The sequence below is a fragment of the Mycobacterium sp. Panama NTM2 genome (genome assembly GCF_054355555.1).
The window spans coordinates 269959-288771 of the sequence record NZ_CM135953.1; the positions used below are offsets into that span (position 1 = coordinate 269959).

Consider the following 18813-nt stretch of genomic DNA (forward strand, 5'->3'; position numbering starts at 1 on the left):
CTCGATGCTAGCCACATCACCCAGTCAAAGGGTGAGACAAATCACTTTGATGACACGGAGGTAACAATGACGCAGGACGTTCTCAGAGGCCGCGCCCAGACGTTGCTGGCGTTGCACCGGCCCGGCGATCCGGTGGTGCTGCCGACGGTGTGGGACGCGTGGTCGGCGCGGCTGGCCGCCGGTGCGGGGTTCGAGGCGCTGACGGTCGGCAGCCACCCGGTGGCCGACTCGGTCGGCAAGGCGGACAACGAGGGAATGACGTTCGACGATCTGATCACCCGCGTCGCGCAGATCACCGCGGCGACCGAGCTGCCGGTGTCGGTCGACATCGAATCCGGATACGGGGAAGCACCGGCACGGCTCATCGAGGGGCTGCTCGGGGTCGGGGCGGTGGGCCTGAACATCGAGGACACCGTGCACGGCGAGGGCGGTCGGCTGCGCAGCCCCGAAGAGCACGCGGAGCTGGTCGGGGCGCTGCGCTCGGCGGCCGACGAGGCCGGGGTGCACGTGGTGGTCAACGCGCGCACCGACCTGTTCCTGCGTCAGGACGGCGACGAGGCCGATCGGGTGGACCGCGCGATCGCCCGGTTGCGGCTGGCCGCCGATGCCGGGGCCGACGTGCTGTATCCGGTGGGCCTGCACGCGCCGGAGGTCATGCGGCGGTTGACCTCCGAGCTCCCGCTGCCGGTGAACGCGATCGGCGCTCCGGACAAGGCCGATCCTGCGTCGTACGGTCCGCTCGGCGTCGCTCGCATCAGCTTCGGTCCGTTCTGGCAGGCCGCACTCGCCGAGCGATCGAAGGAGATCCTGGCGCGCTGGCGCTGAGAACGGTCCGGTCAGTCGGTCTCGACGACCAGCACCTCGGTCTTGGCCTTGCGTTTGACGATGCGCGGCACCGACCCGACGAGCCGGCCGACCATCGACGTCATGCCCACGCTGCCCACCACCAGCAGGTCGGCGCCCACCTCCTCGGCCACGTCGATGAGCGCATCGGCAGGCACACCCTCCACCGCGCGTTCTTCGACGGTCGGTGCCCCTGCCGCGCGGGCGCGGGCAGCGGCATCACGTAGGAGGCCGTAGACGGCAGCATCACCGGAGGTGCGGTAGTCCTCGCCCTTGGGCTGGTCGGGGTCCGGGCCGGCGGCGTCGTGGTGTGTGGAGGAGTACGCCGTCGCGATGATCAGGCGGCCACCGGACTCTGCCGCCAGCGATGCCGCCTTGTCCACGGCCCGAAGGGAGGTGTCCGAGCCGTCGGTCCCGACGACGATGGTCTGATACGAGGTCACGCGATGCCCCTTTCCCTGGCGTGGCTTGAGCGTACAACTGTTCACTCAGCCTCTACCCGGAATGGGCCGAGGTGAACCGACCTCAGCGGTGGACGTCGGTGATCGCGACATCGATCGCGACGCCGGCGGCGTCGCCGATGACGTCGGTGATCACCGCGACAGCCTGCCTGCGGACACCTTCTGCCGCGGCCGCCAGGTCGGCGCCGTAGCGGCCGCTCACCTCGATGCGTACCTCCCGCAGCACCGCGTCCTCGACCGAGACGGTGATGTCGACCAGCTTGACCTCGGGGAGCGTGCGCAGCACACGGGCCAGGTTGGCCCGCACCACGAGATCGCTGACTTCGATGCGGCCGGCTGCCTGGCCCGGCCGCGGATCGACGACCGCCACCGGCCAGCCGGAGCGGGGCGTGGCCCGGACCGCTTCGATGACGCGGCGCTCGACGGCCGGCCACCCGCGCTCAGGCGCCGCGCGCAGCGTCCGGGACGCCCGGGCCAGCACGTCGTAATCGCCTATCGCCATCGTTGCAACCTCTGTTGGAGGGTGGTTTTGGCGCGGTGATGATGCCCCCGCGCCCCGTCTGGGCTCAGACTCAGGATCGTCCCGATCTGAGGGAAGGTCAATTCCTCCACCTCGCGCAGCATCCAGACCGCCCGTTGACGCGGCGGCAGTTCGGTGAGTGCCTCCTCCAGGGCCGCGAGGAACTCCGTGTTGGACAGCGTGGCGAACGGGTCCGCGGCAGCAGACGGGTCGACGGGGTCGATGAGACGGTCGTCAAGGGGAATGGCGCGCTTCACCCGGTGCGAGTCGGCGACCTTGCGCGAACAGATCGCGAACAGCCACGTCCGTGGGCTCGAATCGCCGCGGAAGCGGTCGATCTGACGCCACGCGGCCACGAACGTTTCCTGGACGATGTCCTGGACAGCGGCCTCGTCGCGCGTCATGCGGCGCGCGAAGCGGTGCAGTGCGGGGCCGTGCCGACGGATCAGGCATTCGAACGCGCTGCGGTCTCCGGCGGCCGCCGCGGCAACCAGTTCCCGGTCGTCGATGTCATCCTCGACCATGGGGTCGTCGACAGGCATCGTCGCTCTCGGTCCTCTCGACTATCCACCACGCGAAGCTGCGTGACGCCGCGAGCCTAGCCATCCGCGCGATCATGATGTGAGCGGTGACACAGAAGTCAGAAATTCGGATTCGCGGCCGAGCCACGACCGACTCATGACGAGGAGCCCGAAAGAAAGGGAGGCAGTGATGAGCACGGAACGGGGCAAGACGACGATCGCCGACACGGTCGTCGCGAAGATCGCCGGCCTGGCGACGCGGGAAGTCGCCGGGGTGCACGCACTGGGCGGCAGCGCGACGCGCGCCGTCGGCGCGTTGCGCGACCGCATTCCCGGCGCCTCGGTGAACCACGCGCAGGGCGTGTCGGTGGAGGTCGGCGAGAAACAGGCCGCGGTCGACGTCGACATCGTCGCCGAATACGGCGTCTCCATCAACGATCTCGCGGGAGGGATCCGGCGTAACGTCATCGCCGCCCTCGAGCGGATGACGGGCCTGGAGGTGGTCGAGGTGAACATCACGGTGCACGACGTGTACCTGGCAGACGATTCCGATGATGCGCGCACCTCCGACGATCTGCGGGTCGTATGAGCACCCGCGACGCCGCCGACGCGGTTGCCGACGTCGTGTTGGCCACCCCGGGAGTGGCGGGGCTGCACGCCGGCATGTTCGGCGAGGTGGGCACCTACCTGCCGGGTCGGCGGGTCGACGGTGTCCGGCTCGGCGACACCGACATCGACGTCCACGTGACGGTGCGGGAAGGGGTGCCGGTGCGCGAGACCGCCGCCGCGGTCCGCGAGGCGGTGGCGAGACGATTCCCGGGGCAGGCTGTCAACGTCACCGTCGAGGACGTCATCGCCGGGGACGCGGCGCCGGCGGACTGACGCTCACAGCGGGTTCCATCGCTCGGTGAGCACACCGTGATGGCGCCTTCACACAGCAGAACACAGCGGCAATATGCGGTTCCTAGCGTGGCCGCATGGCAACTTCACGGGTTGTGGTCGTCGGGCACGGCATGGTCGGCCACCGGTTCGTCGAGGCGCTGCGCTCGCGCGACACCGAAAACCGCTGGCAGATCACCGTGCTCGCCGAGGAGCTCGACGCCGCCTACGACCGGGTCGGCCTGACCAGCTACACCGAACACTGGGAACGTCCGCGACTTGCGTTGGCGGGCAACACCTATGCCGGCGACGATCAGGTGGACCTCCGCCTCGGGCAGCGGGTGGTGGCGCTCGACACGGCCGCGGCGACGGTGACCACCGCCGCCGGCGACCGGTTCGGTTACGACGCGGTGGTGCTGGCCACCGGCTCGTACGCGTTCGTGCCACCGGTGCCGGGTCATGATCTGCCGCTATGTCACGTCTACCGCACTCTCGACGACCTGGATGCGATCAAAGCCGACGCGGTGCGTGCAGTCGCCACCTCCGATGGCGCCGCCGGTGTCGTCATCGGAGGCGGGTTGCTCGGTCTGGAGGCCGCCAATGCACTGCGCGGTTTCGGGATGACGCCCCATGTGGTCGAGATGGCGCCGCGGCTGATGGCGCAACAGCTCGACGAAGCCGGCGGCGCGCTGCTGGCCCGCATGATCGGCGACTTGGGCATCGCGGTGCACGTCGGGGTGGGCACCGAACGCATCGAATCATCGGATGCCGGAGCGCGGGTCACGCTCAGTGACGGCACCGACGTCGACGCCGGGGTGGTCGTCTTCGCCGCCGGTGTCCGGCCCCGTGACGAGCTGGCGCGCGAGGCCGGGCTGGCGATCGCCGAGCGGGGTGGGGTGCTGACCGACACGTCCTGCGCGACGCGTGATCCGCGTGTGTTCGCGATCGGCGAGGTCGCGGCCATCGAGGGCCGATGCTACGGCCTGGTGGGACCGGGGTACACCAGCGCCGAGGTGGTGGCCGACCGATTGTTGGGCGGCGCAGCAGAATTCGGCACCGCCGACATGTCGACCAAGCTCAAACTCCTCGGCGTCGACGTGGCGAGTTTCGGCGACGCGATGGGCGCCACCCCGGGTTGCCTCGAGGTCGTCGTCAACGACGCGGTCGCGCAGACCTACGGAAAGCTGGTGCTCTCCGACGACGCCCGCACGCTGCTGGGTGGCATCCTGGTCGGCGATGCATCCGCCTACGGCTTGCTGCGGCCGATGGTCGGCGAGCAGCTGCCGGGTGACCCGATGTCATTCCTCGCGAAGGCCGGAACCGGTTCGGGCGCAGCGACGCTGGGTGTCGGCGCTCTGCCCGAGGCGGCGCAGATCTGCTCCTGCAACAACGTCACCAAGGGCGACATCACCGAAGCGATCGGCGCCGGGTGCTGCGACGTCCCCGCATTGAAGTCGTGCACCGCGGCCGGCACCTCGTGCGGCTCGTGCGTACCGCTGCTCAAGCAGCTGCTCGAGGCGCAGGGCGTCGCTCAGTCGAAGGCGCTCTGCGAGCACTTCAGCCAGTCCCGGGCCGAGTTGTTCGAGATCATCAGTGCCACCGAGATCCGCACCTTCTCCGGCTTGATCGAGAGATTCGGCAGCGGAAGAGGTTGTGACATCTGCAAACCCGTCGTGGCGTCTATCCTCGCGTCGACGAGCAGCGATCACATCCTCGACGGGGAGCAGGCGTCGCTGCAGGATTCGAACGACCACTTCCTGGCCAACATCCAGCGCAACGGCAGTTACTCGGTGGTGCCGCGCGTACCCGGCGGCGACATCACCCCCGAACATCTGATCCTGATCGGGGAGATCGCCCGCGATTTCGGGCTCTACACCAAGATCACCGGCGGTCAGCGCATCGACATGTTCGGTGCGCGCGTGGACCAGCTCCCCGAGATCTGGCGGCGGCTGGTCGAGGGCGGTATGGAATCCGGGCACGCGTACGGCAAGTCGCTGCGCACGGTCAAGAGCTGCGTCGGTAGTGATTGGTGCCGTTACGGGCAACAGGATTCGGTGCAGATGGCCATCAGTCTCGAGCTGCGCTACCGCGGCCTGCGCGCTCCCCACAAGATCAAGATGGGGGTGTCGGGCTGCGCCCGCGAGTGCGCGGAGGCGCGCGGCAAGGACGTCGGCGTCATCGCCACCGAAACCGGGTGGAACCTCTACGTCGGCGGCAACGGCGGAATGACGCCGCGGCACGCCGAACTGTTGGCGAGCGATCTCGACGACGAGACGCTGGTGCGCTACATCGACCGGTTTCTGATGTTCTACATCCGCACCGCCGACAGGTTGCAGCGCACCGCGCCGTGGGTCGAGGAGAAGGGGCTGGACCACATCCGCGGGGTCGTGTGCGACGACTCCCTGGGTTTGGCAACGGAGTTCGAGGCGGCCATGGATCGGCACGTCGCGGGTTATGCCTGCGAATGGAAGGGTGTGCTCGACGACCCCGACAAGCTGGCGCGTTTCGTCTCGTTCGTCAACGCGCCCGACGTCGTGGATCCGACGGTCACGTTCACACAGAGCGCGGGGCGCATGGTGCCGACCCCGCTGGGAGTGCCGAAGGTGGTGCAGCGATGACGGTTCTCAGTGACATCGGCAGGGTCGGCGTCTGGACGACGGCCTGCCCCTACGACGTCCTACTGCCCAACCGCGGCGTCGGGGTCCTGCTGCCCGACGGTGCCCAGGCCGCGCTCTTCCGCCTCGATGACGGCAGCCTGCACGCGGTCGGCAACATCGACCCGTTCACCGGTGCGGCGGTGATGTCGCGGGGCATCGTCGGTGATCGGGGCGGGCGCGTCGTGGTGCAATCCCCGCTCAAGAAGCAGGCATTCGCCCTCGATGACGGAGTCTGCCTCGACGATCCGACCGTCGGGCTGCCCGTCTACGCCACGCGTGTGACTCCGGCCGGCGACGTCGAGATCGGCTCACCCCCCGCGGAATAGCATCCGGGCTGCTCCCAGGGCGGTATCACAGCCACAGCTACTCTCTGGCGGCACAGGATAGGGACTTTCGGCCCACGACACCGGACGGAAAACTACTTACCGTCGTAGGCATGACGTATGTGATCGGTAGCGCGTGTAGGGACATCGTCGACAAGTCCTGTGTGCAGGAGTGCCCGGCCGACTGCATCTACGAGGGCGCGCGGGCGATGTACATCAACCCCAACGAGTGCGTGGATTGCGGCGCCTGCCGCCTGGCGTGCCGTGTCGATGCCATCTATTACGAATCCGACCTGCCCGACGAGGAACTCGCGCACCTCGAAGACAATGCGGCGTTCTTCAGCGTGATACTGCCCGGCCGCGACGCCCCGATCGGGGACCCCGGCGGTGCGGCCGCCCTGGGCCGGATCGGCGTCGACACCCCGTTGGTGGCAGCACAACCAGCGTCGACGGCCGAGCATCCCTAGCGGGCGAGGCTCGGCGTCCGGGCGCGCAGGAGCCGGCGGGCGATCAATCGGCTGATACCAGGGTGACGGCCCAGCGGCTCGGTCACCACGTCGGCGCCGCTGGCTCGCAGACGATCCTGAAACAAGCCCTCGGACAACAGGTACGAGGCCACCACTACGCGCCGACCACGCCGGCGCAGTGCCGTGACGGCGTCGGCCACCCGCGGTTGGCCGGTCGCGGCGAACGCGAGCTCGACGCGTGAGCCGATCGTCGCCGACAGCCATGCAGCGGTGGTGTGCAGGTCGCGCAGCGCGGCCGGGTCCGATGTGCCGGCGGCCGCGAGGATGACGGAATCTTCCGAGCGCCAACCGGATTCGATGAGTCGGTCGACGATCACTCGCACCAGGGCCGGATCGGGGCCGAGCGCGGGCGTCACCGTGACGGCATCGTGCCCGCTGGCGTTCACATGCGCGGGGATGTCGGTGCTCACGTGATACCCGCGTGCCAGGAACGCGGGCACCAGGATCGCCGGCTCACCGGTGTGGGCGTCGAGTACGTCGGCCGGGGTGGGTCCGATGACGTCGACGAACGCCACATGCACGGGATGCTTCACAAGCTCGGTGACCTGGCCGGCCAGGTCGCCGATCAACTCCACGCCCTGCGGCTTGCGAGTGCCATGGGCCACCAACACGTAACTCATGACGCGTTCGCCTCGTCGACGGGCAACCGGTAGCCGCGTTTGACGACGGTGGCCACCATCTTCTTGTCTCCCAATGCCGTTCGCAGTCGTAGGACGGCGGTTTCGACGGCGTGGGTGTCGGTGCCGCTGCCGGGTAGGGCGCGCAGCAGGTCGGCCCTCGACACCACCGCGCCGGGGTGCTGCGCGAGGGCGCGGATGGTGGCCATCGCCGCCGGTGACATCGCCTTGACCGCCCCGTCGACCAGCACGCAGTTGCCGCGGATCTCCAGCAGATGCCCGGCCACCTGCACGGTGCGGGCCTGCAGCAGCGGCAATTCGTCGGTGATGTGGCGGGCCAAGGCGCCCAACCGCATGCGTTCCGGAGCCGAGGTCGGCACGCCGAGCCGCACCAGCGGTCGGGCGGTCACCGGGCCCACGCACATCGCGTGCACGCTGCCGCGCAGCGCGGCCAGCAACGCGTCCTCGACACCGAGTTCCTGCGCCCTCATCAACACCGAGGCGACCGCGGGCGCGGAGGTGAAGCTGACGGCGTCGAACTTCTCCTCGGCGATCCCGACGACCAGCGCATCGAAGTCACCGTGCCGCGGCGCGGGATGCCAGCGGTACACCCGGATCGGCACGACGTCGGCGCCGGCGGCGCGCAGTTCGTCGAGGAACTCGGGAAACGGGTCCCAGTCGGCGGTCGCACCGTGCAGCTGCACAGCGATGCGGGCACCCTCAATCCCGCCCTCGAGCAGATAGTGCAGGACCTCACGGGACGACTCGGAGTCCGGGGACCACTCCTCGGGCAGGCCGGCCGCCCGCAGTGCTCCGGTGGCCTTGGGGCCGCGGGACACCACGCGGGCCTTGCTCAGCGCGGCGGTGAGCTCGGGGGCCAGACCCCAGCCGTCGGCGGCGGCCATCCAGCCGCGCAGCCCGATGCCGGTGGTGGCGACCACGATGTCGGGTGGCTCGTCGATGAGGGACCGGGTGCGGTGGCGCAGTTCGTCGTCGTCGGGCAGCGGCACCATCTCGATCGCAGCCGCGCTCGTCACCGTCGCTCCACGGCGGGTCAGCAGGGTGGCGAGCTCGTCGGCGCGCCGCGCTGAGGTCACCGCGACACGGAATCCGGTGAGCGGCGACCAGTCCGGCTCACTCATGTCCACTGTCTAAACACGTCGTGTTTCGCTCCGGTTACCACGTCGTTGCGGCGCGGTGTCACCGCCGGGCAGGCCGTGAATTTCCGCTCACCGCAGGTCCGGGGTCATTGTGAGGCCTCACCAGACGTCGCCGTCGCGCCAATCGCAGGCGATGTCGACGGCTGTGTCGAGGTCCACCGCGGAGGTCACCGGCAGCACGAAGACGGTGCCGTCGTCGTCCGGGGTGCGCATGAGGCCGGTGGGTGTCAGCACCGAGGTGGTGCCGGGCCACGGCACCCAGCCGCGACTGCTGTACAGCGGCCGTCCCAGGTCACTGGTGCTCAGTGCGCCGAGGGCGTAGCCGCCGCGGATCACCTGCTCGACGGCCTCCATCAGCGCGTGCGCCAGTCCCTGACCGCGGTGGTCCTCGCGCACCGCGACCGCTTCGACGTAGCCGCACCGCAGCGCCGTGTCTCGGCAGAACAGTCGTCGCTGCACGACGGCGGCGTGGCCGATGATCGCCCCGCGCTGGCAGATCAGCGCGTGCATACCGCCCAGCGCGTGCTCCCAGTCGGTGTCGGAGAACTCGCCGCCGTAGGCGTCGGTGAGCATCCGCCGCGCGTCGGCGCGGGAGTCGTCGTCGAGATCGGAGGTGTGGACGAGGCGGGCACGCACATCTGCAGGTCTACCAGGCGGACCGCTCGCTCGGCGGTGAGAACGGCACCCTCGGTCGCGCCCAGTGCAGTCGTACCGTCTGGCCGGGCCGGGCCTGAGCGATCGCGTCGACGTCGTCGTCGACGACCACGCCGATCACCGGGTAGCCGCCGGTGACAGGATGGTCGGGCCCGAGTATCACCGGAAAACCGTTGGGCGGCACTTGGATTGCGCCACGTGTCATACCCTCGCTGGGTAGCTGACGGTCCGGCCGGCGGTACTCCAGCGGTATGCCGGCCAGCCGCATGCCCACCCGGTCGCTGCGGTCGGTGACCTGCCAGTTCGTGCGGACGAGGACGTCGGGGTCGACGAACCAGTCGTCCCGGGGCCCGGGCACCACCCGCAGCTCGACGACGCCGTCGTCGAGCGCGGCAACCGGCGCCTGCTCGAGTTCGGGGAACTCGTCGGTGTGCTCACCGACCCGCAGCACGTCCCCGGATCGCAGCGGCGGCGGGCCGATCGACGACAGCACATCGAAGCTGCGCGATCCGAGCACCGGTTCGACGTCGAACCCGCCGCGCACCGCGAGATACGACCGCAGACCCGTGCGGGCGGGCCCGAGGGAGATCACCTCCCCGGCACGAACGTGGTGAACGCTGTTGGTGCCGAACGGGATTCCGTTGATCGCGGGATCGGTGTCGGCGCCGGTGACCGCGATGGCCACGTCGCCGCCGCACACGCGTGCGGTGAATCCCCCCAGAGTCGCCTCGACGGTGGCGCGGTCGTCGGGGTTGGCCACCAGGCGGTTGGCCAGCGTGTGGGCACGACGGTCGGCTGCGCCGGAGCGGGTCACGCCGAGATGCGACAGCCCCGGCCTGCCCAGATCCTGCACCAGGGCCAGCGGACCGGGCTGCAGGATCTCCACCGTCATCCCGGTCATGCCGTCACCGCCCGGAACTGCACCCAGCGCCCCGGTGTCAGCAGCGCGGGGTCGTCGCGATCGACGTCCCACAGCACGGCGTCGGTTCGGCCGATCAATTGCCAGCCGCCGGGCGATTCCCGCGGATACACCCCGCTGAACGCGCCCGCGAGTCCGACGGCGCCGACGGGAACCTTGGTGCGGGGCTCGGCGCGCCGGGGAACCGCAAGACGCTCGTCACCGCCCAGCAGGTAACCGAATCCCGGTGCGAATCCGGTGAATCCGACCCGCCAGGGCCGGCCGGTGTGTGCGGCGACGACCTCGTCGACCGACATGCCGGTCAACCGGGCCACGTCGTCGAGGTCCTCGCCGTCGTACGTCACGTCGAGGACGATGTCCGCGGTTCCGGCGGGCGGAGAGGTCGAGTCGGCGATGTCGTCGGCAGGAGGGGCGACCCTGCTGAGGCGCTGCCGCGTGGGGGTCTGCAAGCCCGGGCTCGCGAGGATGATCAACACGGTTCGGGCGGCAGGTACGACGTCGACCATGCCGGGCAGCTCGGCCGCCCGCAGTGTCTCGGTCCACGCCAACACCTCGGTCGTCGTCCCGAATTCCAGCAGCAGAGCCCGATCGCCGTAGTCGTGGATCGCGTCTGCCGTCACCGCCATCTGCCAACGCTACCGTCGCGCGCAGGGTTGAATGCACGGATGGGTGGGGGGTCGGCGCGCGCCGGCGCGCTGATGGCGGTGACCGCGATGGTCTCGGTGCAATTGGGAATGGCGGTTGCGGTCAACCTGATCGAGCACATCGGCTCCGACGGCACGGCGTGGCTGCGGTTGGCCTGGGCGGGACTGATCCTGCTGATCGTGGTGCGCCCGCGTCCGTCGGCGTTCACGGCCAAGACGTTCGGTATGTGTGTGGTACTCGGTGTCGTCAGCGCCGCGGTGTCGCTGTTCTTCATGGCGTCGCTGGACCGGTTGCCCCTGGGAACCGCGACCGCGCTGGAATTCCTCGGTCCGCTCACGGTGGCCGCCGCGCACGGCAGGGGACGCGCGCGGGTGCTGTGGCCGGGTCTGGCCGCGCTCGGCGTGGTGCTGCTCAGCCAGCCGTTCAGCGGCGGCGTCGACCTCAAGGGGGTGGTGCTGGCGCTTGCCGCGGGCGCCGCGTGGGCGCTCTACATCCTGCTGACCCAGAACGTGGGTGATTCGGTCGCCGGTGTCACCGGGTTGGCGGTGTCGATGCCCATCGCCGGGCTGGTGTCGACGTTCACGGTCAGCACAACGGTGTTCGAGCGGATGACGTGGGAAGTCGTCCTGATCGGCTTGGGCATGGCGATCCTGCTGCCGGTGGTCCCGTTCGTCCTGGAACTGCTGGCGCTGCGCCGGTTGACGACGGCGGCGTTCGGCACGCTGATGTGTCTGGAGCCGGCGCTCGCGTTCGTGGTCGGGTTCACGCTGCTGCACCAGGAGCTGGGCGTCTCCGCGATCATCGGCATCTTCGTGGTGGTGATCGCCGGTGTCGGGGCGGCGCGCAGCGGCGGCCGGCAGGCCGACATGCACATCGAGGTCGGCTGAGCCGACGATTCAACAGAAGCGGGTCAAGCCACCAGCTGATACGTGGGCTCCCGGCGCTTGATGGCCGCGATCACCCGGTAGGTGACCGGCAGCATGACCACCTCGATCGCGGTCTTGTAGACCCAGCCGAGCGCGGTGTAAACCGCGAAGTCAGAGAACGTGGTGATGCCGATGGCGCTCGCGGCGATGGTGCAGAAGACCAGGGTGTCGCCGAGCTGACCGACGAACGTCGACCCGACCAGCCGGGCCCACAGGTGCTTCTCCTTGGTGCGCTCCTTGATCGCCACGACGACCCACGCGTTGAGGGTCTGACCGACGATGAAGCCGGCGAGCCCGGCGACGATCAGCTGGGTGTAGGCGTGCACGACGTTCTCGAAGTGCTCCTGATTGGTGTAGAAATCCGCGGCAGGCAGATAGATGGTCACCCAGAACGCGAGGGCGGCGAGGATGTTCATCGCGAACCCGGTGAAGATGGCCCGGCGTGCGGCCTTGAACCCGTACACCTCACTCAAGACGTCGCCGATCACGTACGTCAGCGGGAACACGATGAAGCCGCCGTCGGTGATGATCGGTCCGAACGCGACACCCTTTGTGGCGGTCACGTTGGAGATGATCACCAGCGCGGTGAACACCGCGACGAGGATCGGATAGTAGGCCGAGCCGACGCGCGCGAAGGTGGCGTGCTCTGCGGTCTGGGGCTCGGTCACCGGCCCATTAGATCAGCTCAGCGCGGTCGCGATCATCGGCGGGAGCTTGTCGATCACCACCGGGTAGGACAGCACCGAGGCGTAGGCGATCGCGCCGGCGAGCTCCTTGCCGGTGAAGACGGTGTGCTTGCGGGTGATAGCCCGCGACGCGGCGACGACGGGGTCGGCCAGCAGGGCCGCCTGCTCCTCGTCGCTTTCCGTGGTCCAGATCACCACGTCGGCGGAGTCGAGGACCTGGGCGAGCCGGTCCCGCGCAATGGTGCCGTCGGCATCGTCGGCATCGGCGAGGGTCAGGCCCATCTCGGTGAGGAACTCCCGCCGCCAGGCCGGGCCGGTGACGCGGGCACCGGCGTCATCGACGCGGCCGTCGAGCAGCAGCACCGTCGTGTTCGCGAACTCCGGGTGGTCGTCCTTGACCTTCTTCAGCGATGCATCGATGTCCGAGACCATCGTGGTCATGTCGTCGTGGTGGAACGTGGCCTGCCCGATCAGCGCGGCCTGGTCGCGCCAGGGCTCGAAGAAGGCGTCGCGGCCGGATTGCGCAATGGTGGGGGCGATGGCCGTCAGCGCCTGGTAGGTGTCCTGATCCAGGCCTGCGTTCGTCGCCACGATGAGATCGGGCCGGGTGGCGGCGATCTGCTCGATCTGCAGGCCGTCTACCAGCGACAGCACGGCCGGGGTGGCTCCGCCCAGCTTGGCCTGCGCCCAGGGCCAGACGCCGAAGGGTTGCCCGCCGAACCAGTCGGTGACCGCCACGGGCACCACGCCGACTGCCAGCAGGTCGTCGGCGTCGTTGAGACCGGCGCTGACGACGCGCGTCGGGGGTCGGGGAATCCTGGTCTCCCCGAAGGCGTGTTTCACGGTGACCGAACCGTCGGAGGCCACCGCACCCGGCTTCTCGGATCGGCAGGCCGTCAGCACCGCCGCCACCGCCGTCAACGCCAGGACGTTCCGCCGGGTCCACACTTCTGGCACCCGGCGAGGATATAGAGCCCACCTCGTCATTGCCGGACATTGCGGTGCTAGTGAGTGAGCGGCAGGCCCTCGTCGAGGAGGTTCAGCCCGGCGACGATCGCGGCGGGATCGATGGGGGTGTTGTGCAGGGCGGCCATCATGACACCGGTCATCGCGCCCGCGGTAACGCGCAGGCGCGGATCGTCGGCGGGGAGTCCGACCCTGGACGCGAGGCCGTCGGTGATCAGCTCGATCGTCTCGATGTACGTCATGTAGAGCGCGCCATGTGCCTCTGGCAACGAGTACAGCAGCCGCTGGCGCGCCATCTCGTCGGCCCATTCTGGTTCGTCGATGCTGGCGAACATCTTCTCGACCGCGTGGCGGTAGGCCGCGATGGGAGACAGGTCGGCGGGGGCTGCGAGGAACATCTCGATTATGGGTTCCGTCAGCTGGTCGGGGATCAGCAGCGCGGCCTTGGTGGGGAAGTAGCGGAAGAAGGTGCGCGGCGAGATGTCGGCTTCGGCAGCGATCTGTTCCACGGTGGTGTTGGGGTAGCCGAATTGCTCGAACAGCCGGAAGGCGGCGCATCGCACCGCTTCGCGGGTCTGGCGCTTCTTACGCTCTCGAAGCCCCTCAGCGTGGTCGGGGGACATCCCTCGATTGTGGCGCAGTCGTCTGCCACGAACTGCCGTTCGGATCAGCCGAGAACAAGCGTCACACTTAGGGCGATCATCACGACGGCGATGACGCCGTCGAGCACCCGCCACGTACGGGGAGAGGCGAAGTGGCCGCGCAGCCGCGTGGCTCCGAAGCCCAGGGTCGTGAACCAGACGGCGCTGGCGGTCACCGCGCCGACGCCGAACAACCAACGGTCCTCCCGGTGCTCGTTGGCCAGTGTGCCGAGGAGTACGACGGTGTCGAGGTAGACATGCGGGTTGAGGAAGGTGAGCGCGAGGCAGGTCGCGAGCACACCGGCCAGGCGCGCGGGCCGGGCGTCGGCGGGGGTGAGCGCGGCCGGTCGCAGCGCGCGGCGCGCGGCGAGCAGGCCGTAGACGAACAGGAATGCCGCTCCGCCGTACGTCGCGACGTCGACGAGTCGCGGGTGGGCGTTGACGAGTGCCCCGAAGCCGGCGATGCCGGCGGCGATGAGGACGAGGTCGGACACCGTGCACACAGCGACGACGGGCAGGACGTGTTCGCCGCGGATGCCCTGTCGCAGCACGAAGGCGTTCTGTGCGCCGATCGCCGCGATGAGCGCCATCGAGGTGGCGAACCCGGTCAGCAGGACCAGGGAGGAGGCGGTCATGACGTCGACGGTAGATACCCGGCGCGATGCAGTACAGCTAAAAATTCTGCACGCACATCAGTGAAGCTAATGTGACGCGTGACCTCGTGCCGGGCCTACTGCACGTCGAGCGCGGCTCTGACGATGCTGTCGGTGTCGATGCCGTGATGGCGGTAGACGGAGTCCAGGTCACCGACCTGACCGAACGCGCTCACCCCCAATGACTTACACCGCACGCGATTGACGGTCGCGAGGAACGCCAGCGTGTGGGGATGCCCGTCGAGCACGGTGACCATGGGCGCGGCGCGATCGGCCGGGAGGACCTGGTCGAGAATCCAGGACGGTCCCTCGATGAGGCCGTCGCGAGCTTGGATCGCGCGGTACAGCAGGTCGGCGCTCGTCACGCAGATGACCTCCGCCTCGACGCCCGCATCGGCGAGCCGATCCGCCGCTGCCAGGGCCTCGGTGGCCAGCGCCCCCATCGTGACGATGCACACTGCCGGGGTGGTCGCCGCCCGCAGGATGTAGGCACCGGCGACCACCTGACGGCGCCGACGTTCCCGCGCCGCCGGATCCGTCGGGATGGCGGCCAGTTCTTGGCGAACCGGCCGAGTCGACAGTCGCAGGTAGGACGACGTCCCATCGGGCTTGCCCAGTCGGCGCAGGCACGCCAGCAGGATCCACTCGACCTCCGCGGCGAACGCCGGTTCGTAACTGGTGCAGCCGGGCTGCTCGAGACCGATGGACGGCGTCGTTATCGACTGGTGCGCACCGCCTTCCGCGGCCAGCGTGACCCCGGATGGGGTGCCGACGAGGATCGACTGTCCGCCCGCGTAGATCCCGAACGACCACGGTTCCAGCGCACGTTCGACAAAGGGGTCGTAGAGCACGCCGATGGGCAGCAGCGGCTGACCCCATCGGCTCCAGGTGGCGCCCAGTTCCCCGAGCAGGCCGACCAGGTTGACCTCTGCGATGCCGAGCTCCATGTGCTGCCCGGTCGGGCCTTCTCGCCAGTGCATGATCGTGTCCGAGTCGTCGGCGAACCAGTCCGGTCGCTCCGACGGGGTCCACACGCCCACCTTGTTGAGCCACCCGGCGAGGTTGGTGCTGGAGCTCACGTCCGGGCTCACGGTGACGACGCGCTGCGCCACCTCAGGCGCATCGCGCGTCAGGTCGAGCAACGTGCGCCCGAGGGCACTCTGGGTGGTGGACACCGCCGGCGGGTTGCGTCCGATGTCGGTCGGGACCTGTGGGGGTTCGACCTGTCGGATGTCCTCTCTACGTAGACGTTCGGCAACTTCCCGGCAGAGCCGACCGGGCGACGACTCGGGGTCGAACCGGTGGAAGGGCTGACCGGGGTTCTCACCCAGAGTTCGTGCCAGTTCGGCGAATTGGTCGTCTGTCAACAGCGATGAGTGATTCTGCGGGTGCCCCTGGGTGGGCAAACCGTAGCCTTTGATGGTGTAGGCGAGGATCACCGTGGGCCGGGTGTCGTCGATCCGGTCGTAGGCGTCGAGCAGCGTGGTGAGGTCATGACCGCCGAGATTCCCGATCGCCTGGAGGAGGGTTGCGTCGTCGAGGTCGGCGATCACCGCGGCCACGCCGGCCGACTCCCTCCCGTCACCGGGCAGCCTGCTGCGCAACTCCTCCGCCGAACAGCGCAGCAGCCGTTGATATTCGGCGTTGGGCATGGTCACGATGCGCGTCCGCAGATCGTCGCCGCCGGGGCGACCGAACAGCGCGTCGAGCACGGTGCCGAACTTCACGGTGAGCACCTGCCACCCGGCGGCGGCGAACATGGCCTCCAGCCGTCCGGAAGCGATGTGGGGGACCACACGGTCCAGTGACTGCCGGTTCATGTCGACGATCCAGACGATCTCCCCGAGCTCCGGCACCACCGGATCCAGCACCGCCTCCCAGATCGCCCCCTCGTCGAGTTCCGCGTCGCCGACGAGCGAGTACTGCCGGCCCGAACCGCTGCCGCCGAACACGGTGTCGACGTAGCGGCGCGCGACCGTGGCCCAGATCGGCGCGGTCGCGCCGATGCCCACCGAACCGGTCGAATAGTCAACGGGATCCGGGTCCTTCGTCCGGCTCGGGTAGCTCTGCAAGCCCCCGTACTCCCGCAGGCTCGTCATGTACCGCTCGTCGAGAAATCCGAGTAGGTAGTTGATGCTGTGCAGTACCGGAGAGGCGTGAGGCTTGACCGAGACCCTGTCCCCGGCGCGGAGTCGGCCGAAGTACAGCGAGGTCATGATGCCGACGATGGACGCCGACGACGCCTGATGACCGCCGACTTTCATGCCGCTGGCGTTGGAACGTATTCGGTTGGCGTGATGGATCATTGCCGTCGACAGCCACAGCACGCGGGATGCGATCGCGTCGAGGTCCGACACCGACGTCGGATCGATGGGCCGGGCCATGGGTTCGGGAGAGTGAGCGGTCGTCATGATGTCAGCTGTCCTTCGGTCTAGACAGAGTATTCACTGCGGTGAGTGCTCGCGTCGCGATAGACGCCACGCCATGCCCGCTCGATGAACGTCGCGAGTCGGTCGATCGCAGCCGGACCGGTTCGGGTCCGCCACACCACGTGGCCGTCGGGTCGGACCACGACTGCGCCGTGCGCACCGACCTCCAGCAGGCGTAGCGCATCGGCCCGGACCACCGGGACGAGGGTGAGCGGCGCGGCGAGGGGGTGGTGCGAAAGTGCGTCCGACCATCCCTGCAGGTCGGCGGTGAACAGGGTGAGTCCCCGTCGGCGGACGGCGTCATGGGTCGATGTCTCGACGCCGTCGTGCGATGTGATGATCGCGTGCGGGAGTCGCGCGCCGGGATGCGTGGTCGGGCGGTAGATCGCGACATCTCCGTCGGGGCATGGGCCTTCGGACGCGTCGATCAGCCTACCCTGGTAGGCGTAGCCGAACTCCAGACCGCTGGCGACGAAATGCTCCTCCTGCCCGGGAATCGCGTCGGCCATTCGCTGCCGTAGCCGGTCGCTCCGAGTGTTCTTGCGCAGAAGGCGCCGGGTGCGTGAGGTCTGAGCGGTGGTCAGCGCGTCTGCGACGGCCGCGATCGCACCGTCGGGCACCCGAGTCAGCCGGAGCTTGCCGATGAGTTCGGTGGCCCGGTGCAACGACCGGTTGGTGATGCCCATGGGAGCAGTGACATGGTCGAGTGCGAAATGGTTGTGGGTGCTCTGCTCGGCGAAGCGCTCGATGACCGGGCGCCGCTCGATCTCGTAGGTGTCCAGCAGCGATTCCGGTGCGCCGTCACGCATGATCGCGGCGAGCTTCCACGCGAAATTGTGGGCGTCCTGCACGCCGCTGTTGAGGCCGAACCCGCCCGTGTGGGGAAACCGGTGGGCGGCATCGCCGATCAGCAGCAGCTGCTCCGCACGGAACCGGTCGGCGATCTGCTTGGTCATCGTCCAGGTGCCGGTCGAACGGATCCGATAGTGGGTGGACCCGATCACGTCAGGGAGGATGGCGTTCCAGAAACGCCGGCTGTCACGCGCTATCGCCTGTGCGACATGCAGATACGGTGTCATCAACACGTAGTCGTCATCGGCGTGAGCGATCATCACCCCGCTGAAGCGAGGGTGGTAGATCCAGCTGAGAAGCGGTCGGCTCGCACCATTCGGGTACAAATCGGGCGCGTGGAAGAACACGCTGCCCATGTTGGCGAGAACGGGGCCGCTCATCGTGATTCCGGCGGCCTCCCGCAGGGCGCTGTTGGCGCCGTCCGCGGCGACGACGAACCTCGGTGCGACGACCACAGGATCGGCTGAATCAGGTCGCAGGACCACTCGCTTGCCGACGACTGCAGCGCGGCAACCGCGCCGGAACTCGACGAGGGGCTCGTTCTCTACCGCCTGCCACAGCTCCGGCATCAGCAGATGTTGGCCGATATGGGAGATGAGGTGGCGACTGTGCGTGCGGACCTCCGCGAGCCGATCCGGCTGGGACAGCAGATCGATCTCGCCGATCGGTTCGGAGCGGACGTCGGTGCACCAACGAATGATGTTGACGGTGTCGATCGGCGGGGTGATCGCATCGAGCGCCTCACGCAGGGCCGGAGACGCCTGGTTCCAGATCTCCAGCGTCCGGGCATTGATGACATGCGCTGCCGGATGCAGGCGAGGGTTCTGACGCTCCTCGACAAGGATGCTGGGAATGTCGTAACGCGCGAGCAGCAAGGCCATGGTCGATCCGGCGGCACCGGCACCGACAATGACGATCGGGTCACCGGCCATGT

General features: G+C 68.8%; 21 protein-coding genes. 7 read left to right on the plus strand and 14 right to left on the minus strand.

Annotated elements, in window-relative coordinates; translation table 11 throughout:
* Nucleotides 1–66 precede the first annotated feature (66 nt).
* Complete coding sequence (locus ACXYX3_RS01280; RefSeq protein ID WP_241206895.1) at nucleotides 67–825, plus strand: isocitrate lyase/PEP mutase family protein; 759 nt, start codon at nucleotides 67–69, stop codon at nucleotides 823–825.
* Nucleotides 826–836: 11 nt separating this feature from the next.
* On the opposite strand, the gene ACXYX3_RS01285 is transcribed toward ACXYX3_RS01280, so the two are convergent.
* From ACXYX3_RS01285 to ACXYX3_RS01295, 3 genes are all read right to left on the minus strand, one after another.
* Nucleotides 837–1286, minus strand: a complete 450-nt coding sequence (locus tag ACXYX3_RS01285) for a universal stress protein (protein WP_241206896.1) — start codon at nucleotides 1284–1286, stop codon at nucleotides 837–839.
* A gap of 82 nt (nucleotides 1287–1368) precedes the next feature.
* Nucleotides 1369–1806 (minus strand): hypothetical protein, encoded by a 438-nt coding sequence (locus ACXYX3_RS01290; RefSeq protein WP_241206897.1) that lies wholly within the window; start codon nucleotides 1804–1806, stop codon nucleotides 1369–1371.
* Nucleotides 1797–2366, minus strand: a complete 570-nt coding sequence (locus ACXYX3_RS01295; protein WP_458609829.1) for an RNA polymerase sigma factor — start codon at nucleotides 2364–2366, stop codon at nucleotides 1797–1799. Before ACXYX3_RS01295 ends, ACXYX3_RS01290 begins: the two co-directional genes overlap by 10 nt.
* Nucleotides 2367–2502: 136 nt before the next feature.
* On the opposite strand from ACXYX3_RS01295, the gene ACXYX3_RS01300 reads away from it, so the two are divergent.
* The 5 genes from ACXYX3_RS01300 (at nucleotide 2503) to fdxA (ending at nucleotide 6671) form a co-directional block, all read left to right on the plus strand.
* A complete protein-coding gene (locus ACXYX3_RS01300; protein WP_458609830.1) occupies nucleotides 2503–2934 on the plus strand; it encodes an Asp23/Gls24 family envelope stress response protein in 432 nt (143 codons plus the stop codon).
* The gene (locus ACXYX3_RS01305) at nucleotides 2931–3227 is read left to right on the plus strand and encodes an Asp23/Gls24 family envelope stress response protein (protein WP_458609831.1); all 297 of its coding nucleotides are present in this window, start codon (nucleotides 2931–2933) and stop codon (nucleotides 3225–3227) included. Before ACXYX3_RS01300 ends, ACXYX3_RS01305 begins: the two co-directional genes overlap by 4 nt.
* Nucleotides 3228–3322: 95 nt before the next feature.
* Entirely contained in the window at nucleotides 3323–5842 is a 2520-nt protein-coding gene (nirB, locus tag ACXYX3_RS01310) for a nitrite reductase large subunit NirB (RefSeq protein ID WP_458609832.1), read from the plus strand.
* Nucleotides 5839–6207, plus strand: a complete 369-nt coding sequence (nirD, locus tag ACXYX3_RS01315; RefSeq protein ID WP_458609833.1) for a nitrite reductase small subunit NirD — start codon at nucleotides 5839–5841, stop codon at nucleotides 6205–6207. The genes nirB and nirD overlap by 4 nt, the downstream gene beginning before the upstream one ends.
* Nucleotides 6208–6317: 110 nt before the next feature.
* On the plus strand, nucleotides 6318–6671 hold the full coding sequence (fdxA, locus tag ACXYX3_RS01320) for a ferredoxin (protein WP_458609834.1): 354 nt from the start codon (nucleotides 6318–6320) through the stop codon (nucleotides 6669–6671).
* Here fdxA and ACXYX3_RS01325 read toward each other — a convergent pair.
* From ACXYX3_RS01325 to ACXYX3_RS01345, 5 genes are all read right to left on the minus strand, one after another.
* The gene (locus ACXYX3_RS01325) at nucleotides 6668–7351 is read right to left on the minus strand and encodes a sirohydrochlorin chelatase (RefSeq protein ID WP_458609835.1); all 684 of its coding nucleotides are present in this window, start codon (nucleotides 7349–7351) and stop codon (nucleotides 6668–6670) included. The two genes, fdxA and ACXYX3_RS01325, sit on opposite strands and share 4 nt — an antisense overlap.
* Nucleotides 7348–8490 (minus strand): uroporphyrinogen-III synthase, encoded by a 1143-nt coding sequence (locus ACXYX3_RS01330; protein ID WP_458609836.1) that lies wholly within the window; start codon nucleotides 8488–8490, stop codon nucleotides 7348–7350. The genes ACXYX3_RS01325 and ACXYX3_RS01330 overlap by 4 nt, the downstream gene beginning before the upstream one ends.
* A 117-nt stretch (nucleotides 8491–8607) precedes the next feature.
* Entirely contained in the window at nucleotides 8608–9144 is a 537-nt protein-coding gene (locus ACXYX3_RS01335; RefSeq protein WP_458609837.1) for a GNAT family N-acetyltransferase, read from the minus strand.
* 10 nt (nucleotides 9145–9154) lie between these two features.
* Entirely contained in the window at nucleotides 9155–10063 is a 909-nt protein-coding gene (locus ACXYX3_RS01340; protein WP_458609838.1) for a 5-oxoprolinase/urea amidolyase family protein, read from the minus strand.
* Nucleotides 10060–10707, minus strand: coding sequence for a 5-oxoprolinase subunit B family protein (locus ACXYX3_RS01345; protein ID WP_241207435.1), 648 nt, complete (start codon nucleotides 10705–10707; stop codon nucleotides 10060–10062). The genes ACXYX3_RS01340 and ACXYX3_RS01345 overlap by 4 nt, the downstream gene beginning before the upstream one ends.
* 39 nt (nucleotides 10708–10746) lie before the next feature.
* Between ACXYX3_RS01345 and ACXYX3_RS01350 the strand changes: the two genes are divergently transcribed.
* Nucleotides 10747–11613: an EamA family transporter gene (locus ACXYX3_RS01350; RefSeq protein ID WP_241207436.1), complete on the plus strand. Its 867-nt coding sequence runs from the start codon at nucleotides 10747–10749 to the stop codon at nucleotides 11611–11613.
* Nucleotides 11614–11636: 23 nt separating this feature from the next.
* Here the strand turns inward: ACXYX3_RS01350 and ACXYX3_RS01355 are convergent, their stop codons facing one another.
* From ACXYX3_RS01355 to ACXYX3_RS01380, 6 genes are all read right to left on the minus strand, one after another.
* Nucleotides 11637–12320: a queuosine precursor transporter gene (locus ACXYX3_RS01355; RefSeq protein ID WP_458609839.1), complete on the minus strand. Its 684-nt coding sequence runs from the start codon at nucleotides 12318–12320 to the stop codon at nucleotides 11637–11639.
* Nucleotides 12321–12332: 12 nt separating this feature from the next.
* Nucleotides 12333–13295, minus strand: coding sequence for an ABC transporter substrate-binding protein (locus ACXYX3_RS01360; protein ID WP_458609840.1), 963 nt, complete (start codon nucleotides 13293–13295; stop codon nucleotides 12333–12335).
* Nucleotides 13296–13342: 47 nt separating this feature from the next.
* Nucleotides 13343–13927 carry an acyl-CoA-like ligand-binding transcription factor gene (locus ACXYX3_RS01365; RefSeq protein WP_458609841.1) on the minus strand — a complete coding sequence of 195 codons (585 nt, stop codon included), beginning with the start codon at nucleotides 13925–13927 and terminating at the stop codon, nucleotides 13343–13345.
* A 44-nt stretch (nucleotides 13928–13971) separates the two neighbouring features.
* A complete protein-coding gene (lysE, locus tag ACXYX3_RS01370; RefSeq protein ID WP_458609842.1) occupies nucleotides 13972–14580 on the minus strand; it encodes an L-lysine exporter in 609 nt (202 codons plus the stop codon).
* Between the two features lie 95 nt (nucleotides 14581–14675).
* Nucleotides 14676–17009, minus strand: coding sequence for a transketolase-like TK C-terminal-containing protein (locus ACXYX3_RS01375; RefSeq protein WP_458609843.1), 2334 nt, complete (start codon nucleotides 17007–17009; stop codon nucleotides 14676–14678).
* Nucleotides 17010–17029: 20 nt separating this feature from the next.
* Nucleotides 17030–18811 (minus strand): FAD-dependent monooxygenase, encoded by a 1782-nt coding sequence (locus tag ACXYX3_RS01380; protein WP_458609844.1) that lies wholly within the window; start codon nucleotides 18809–18811, stop codon nucleotides 17030–17032.
* Between the last annotated feature and the right edge of the window lie 2 nt (nucleotides 18812–18813).

Excerpts from the sequence above, each read along its gene's own strand:
- ACXYX3_RS01280 (WP_241206895.1), top strand. The coding sequence starts at position 67 with ATGACGCAGGACGTTCTCAGAGGCCGCGCCCAGACGTTGCTGGCGTTG.
- ACXYX3_RS01290 (WP_241206897.1), bottom strand. The coding sequence starts at position 1,806 with ATGGCGATAGGCGATTACGACGTGCTGGCCCGGGCGTCCCGGACGCTG.
- ACXYX3_RS01295 (WP_458609829.1), bottom strand. The coding sequence starts at position 2,366 with ATGCCTGTCGACGACCCCATGGTCGAGGATGACATCGACGACCGGGAA.
- ACXYX3_RS01300 (WP_458609830.1), top strand. The coding sequence starts at position 2,503 with ATGACGAGGAGCCCGAAAGAAAGGGAGGCAGTGATGAGCACGGAACGG.
- ACXYX3_RS01305 (WP_458609831.1), top strand. The coding sequence starts at position 2,931 with ATGAGCACCCGCGACGCCGCCGACGCGGTTGCCGACGTCGTGTTGGCC.
- nirB (WP_458609832.1), top strand. The coding sequence starts at position 3,323 with ATGGCAACTTCACGGGTTGTGGTCGTCGGGCACGGCATGGTCGGCCAC.
- nirD (WP_458609833.1), top strand. The coding sequence starts at position 5,839 with ATGACGGTTCTCAGTGACATCGGCAGGGTCGGCGTCTGGACGACGGCC.
- fdxA (WP_458609834.1), top strand. The coding sequence starts at position 6,318 with ATGACGTATGTGATCGGTAGCGCGTGTAGGGACATCGTCGACAAGTCC.
- ACXYX3_RS01325 (WP_458609835.1), bottom strand. The coding sequence starts at position 7,351 with ATGAGTTACGTGTTGGTGGCCCATGGCACTCGCAAGCCGCAGGGCGTG.
- ACXYX3_RS01330 (WP_458609836.1), bottom strand. The coding sequence starts at position 8,490 with ATGAGTGAGCCGGACTGGTCGCCGCTCACCGGATTCCGTGTCGCGGTG.
- ACXYX3_RS01340 (WP_458609838.1), bottom strand. The coding sequence starts at position 10,063 with ATGACCGGGATGACGGTGGAGATCCTGCAGCCCGGTCCGCTGGCCCTG.
- ACXYX3_RS01345 (WP_241207435.1), bottom strand. The coding sequence starts at position 10,707 with ATGGCGGTGACGGCAGACGCGATCCACGACTACGGCGATCGGGCTCTG.
- ACXYX3_RS01350 (WP_241207436.1), top strand. The coding sequence starts at position 10,747 with ATGGGTGGGGGGTCGGCGCGCGCCGGCGCGCTGATGGCGGTGACCGCG.
- ACXYX3_RS01365 (WP_458609841.1), bottom strand. The coding sequence starts at position 13,927 with ATGTCCCCCGACCACGCTGAGGGGCTTCGAGAGCGTAAGAAGCGCCAG.
- lysE (WP_458609842.1), bottom strand. The coding sequence starts at position 14,580 with ATGACCGCCTCCTCCCTGGTCCTGCTGACCGGGTTCGCCACCTCGATG.
- ACXYX3_RS01375 (WP_458609843.1), bottom strand. The coding sequence starts at position 17,009 with ATGACGACCGCTCACTCTCCCGAACCCATGGCCCGGCCCATCGATCCG.
- ACXYX3_RS01380 (WP_458609844.1), bottom strand. The coding sequence starts at position 18,811 with ATGGCCGGTGACCCGATCGTCATTGTCGGTGCCGGTGCCGCCGGATCG.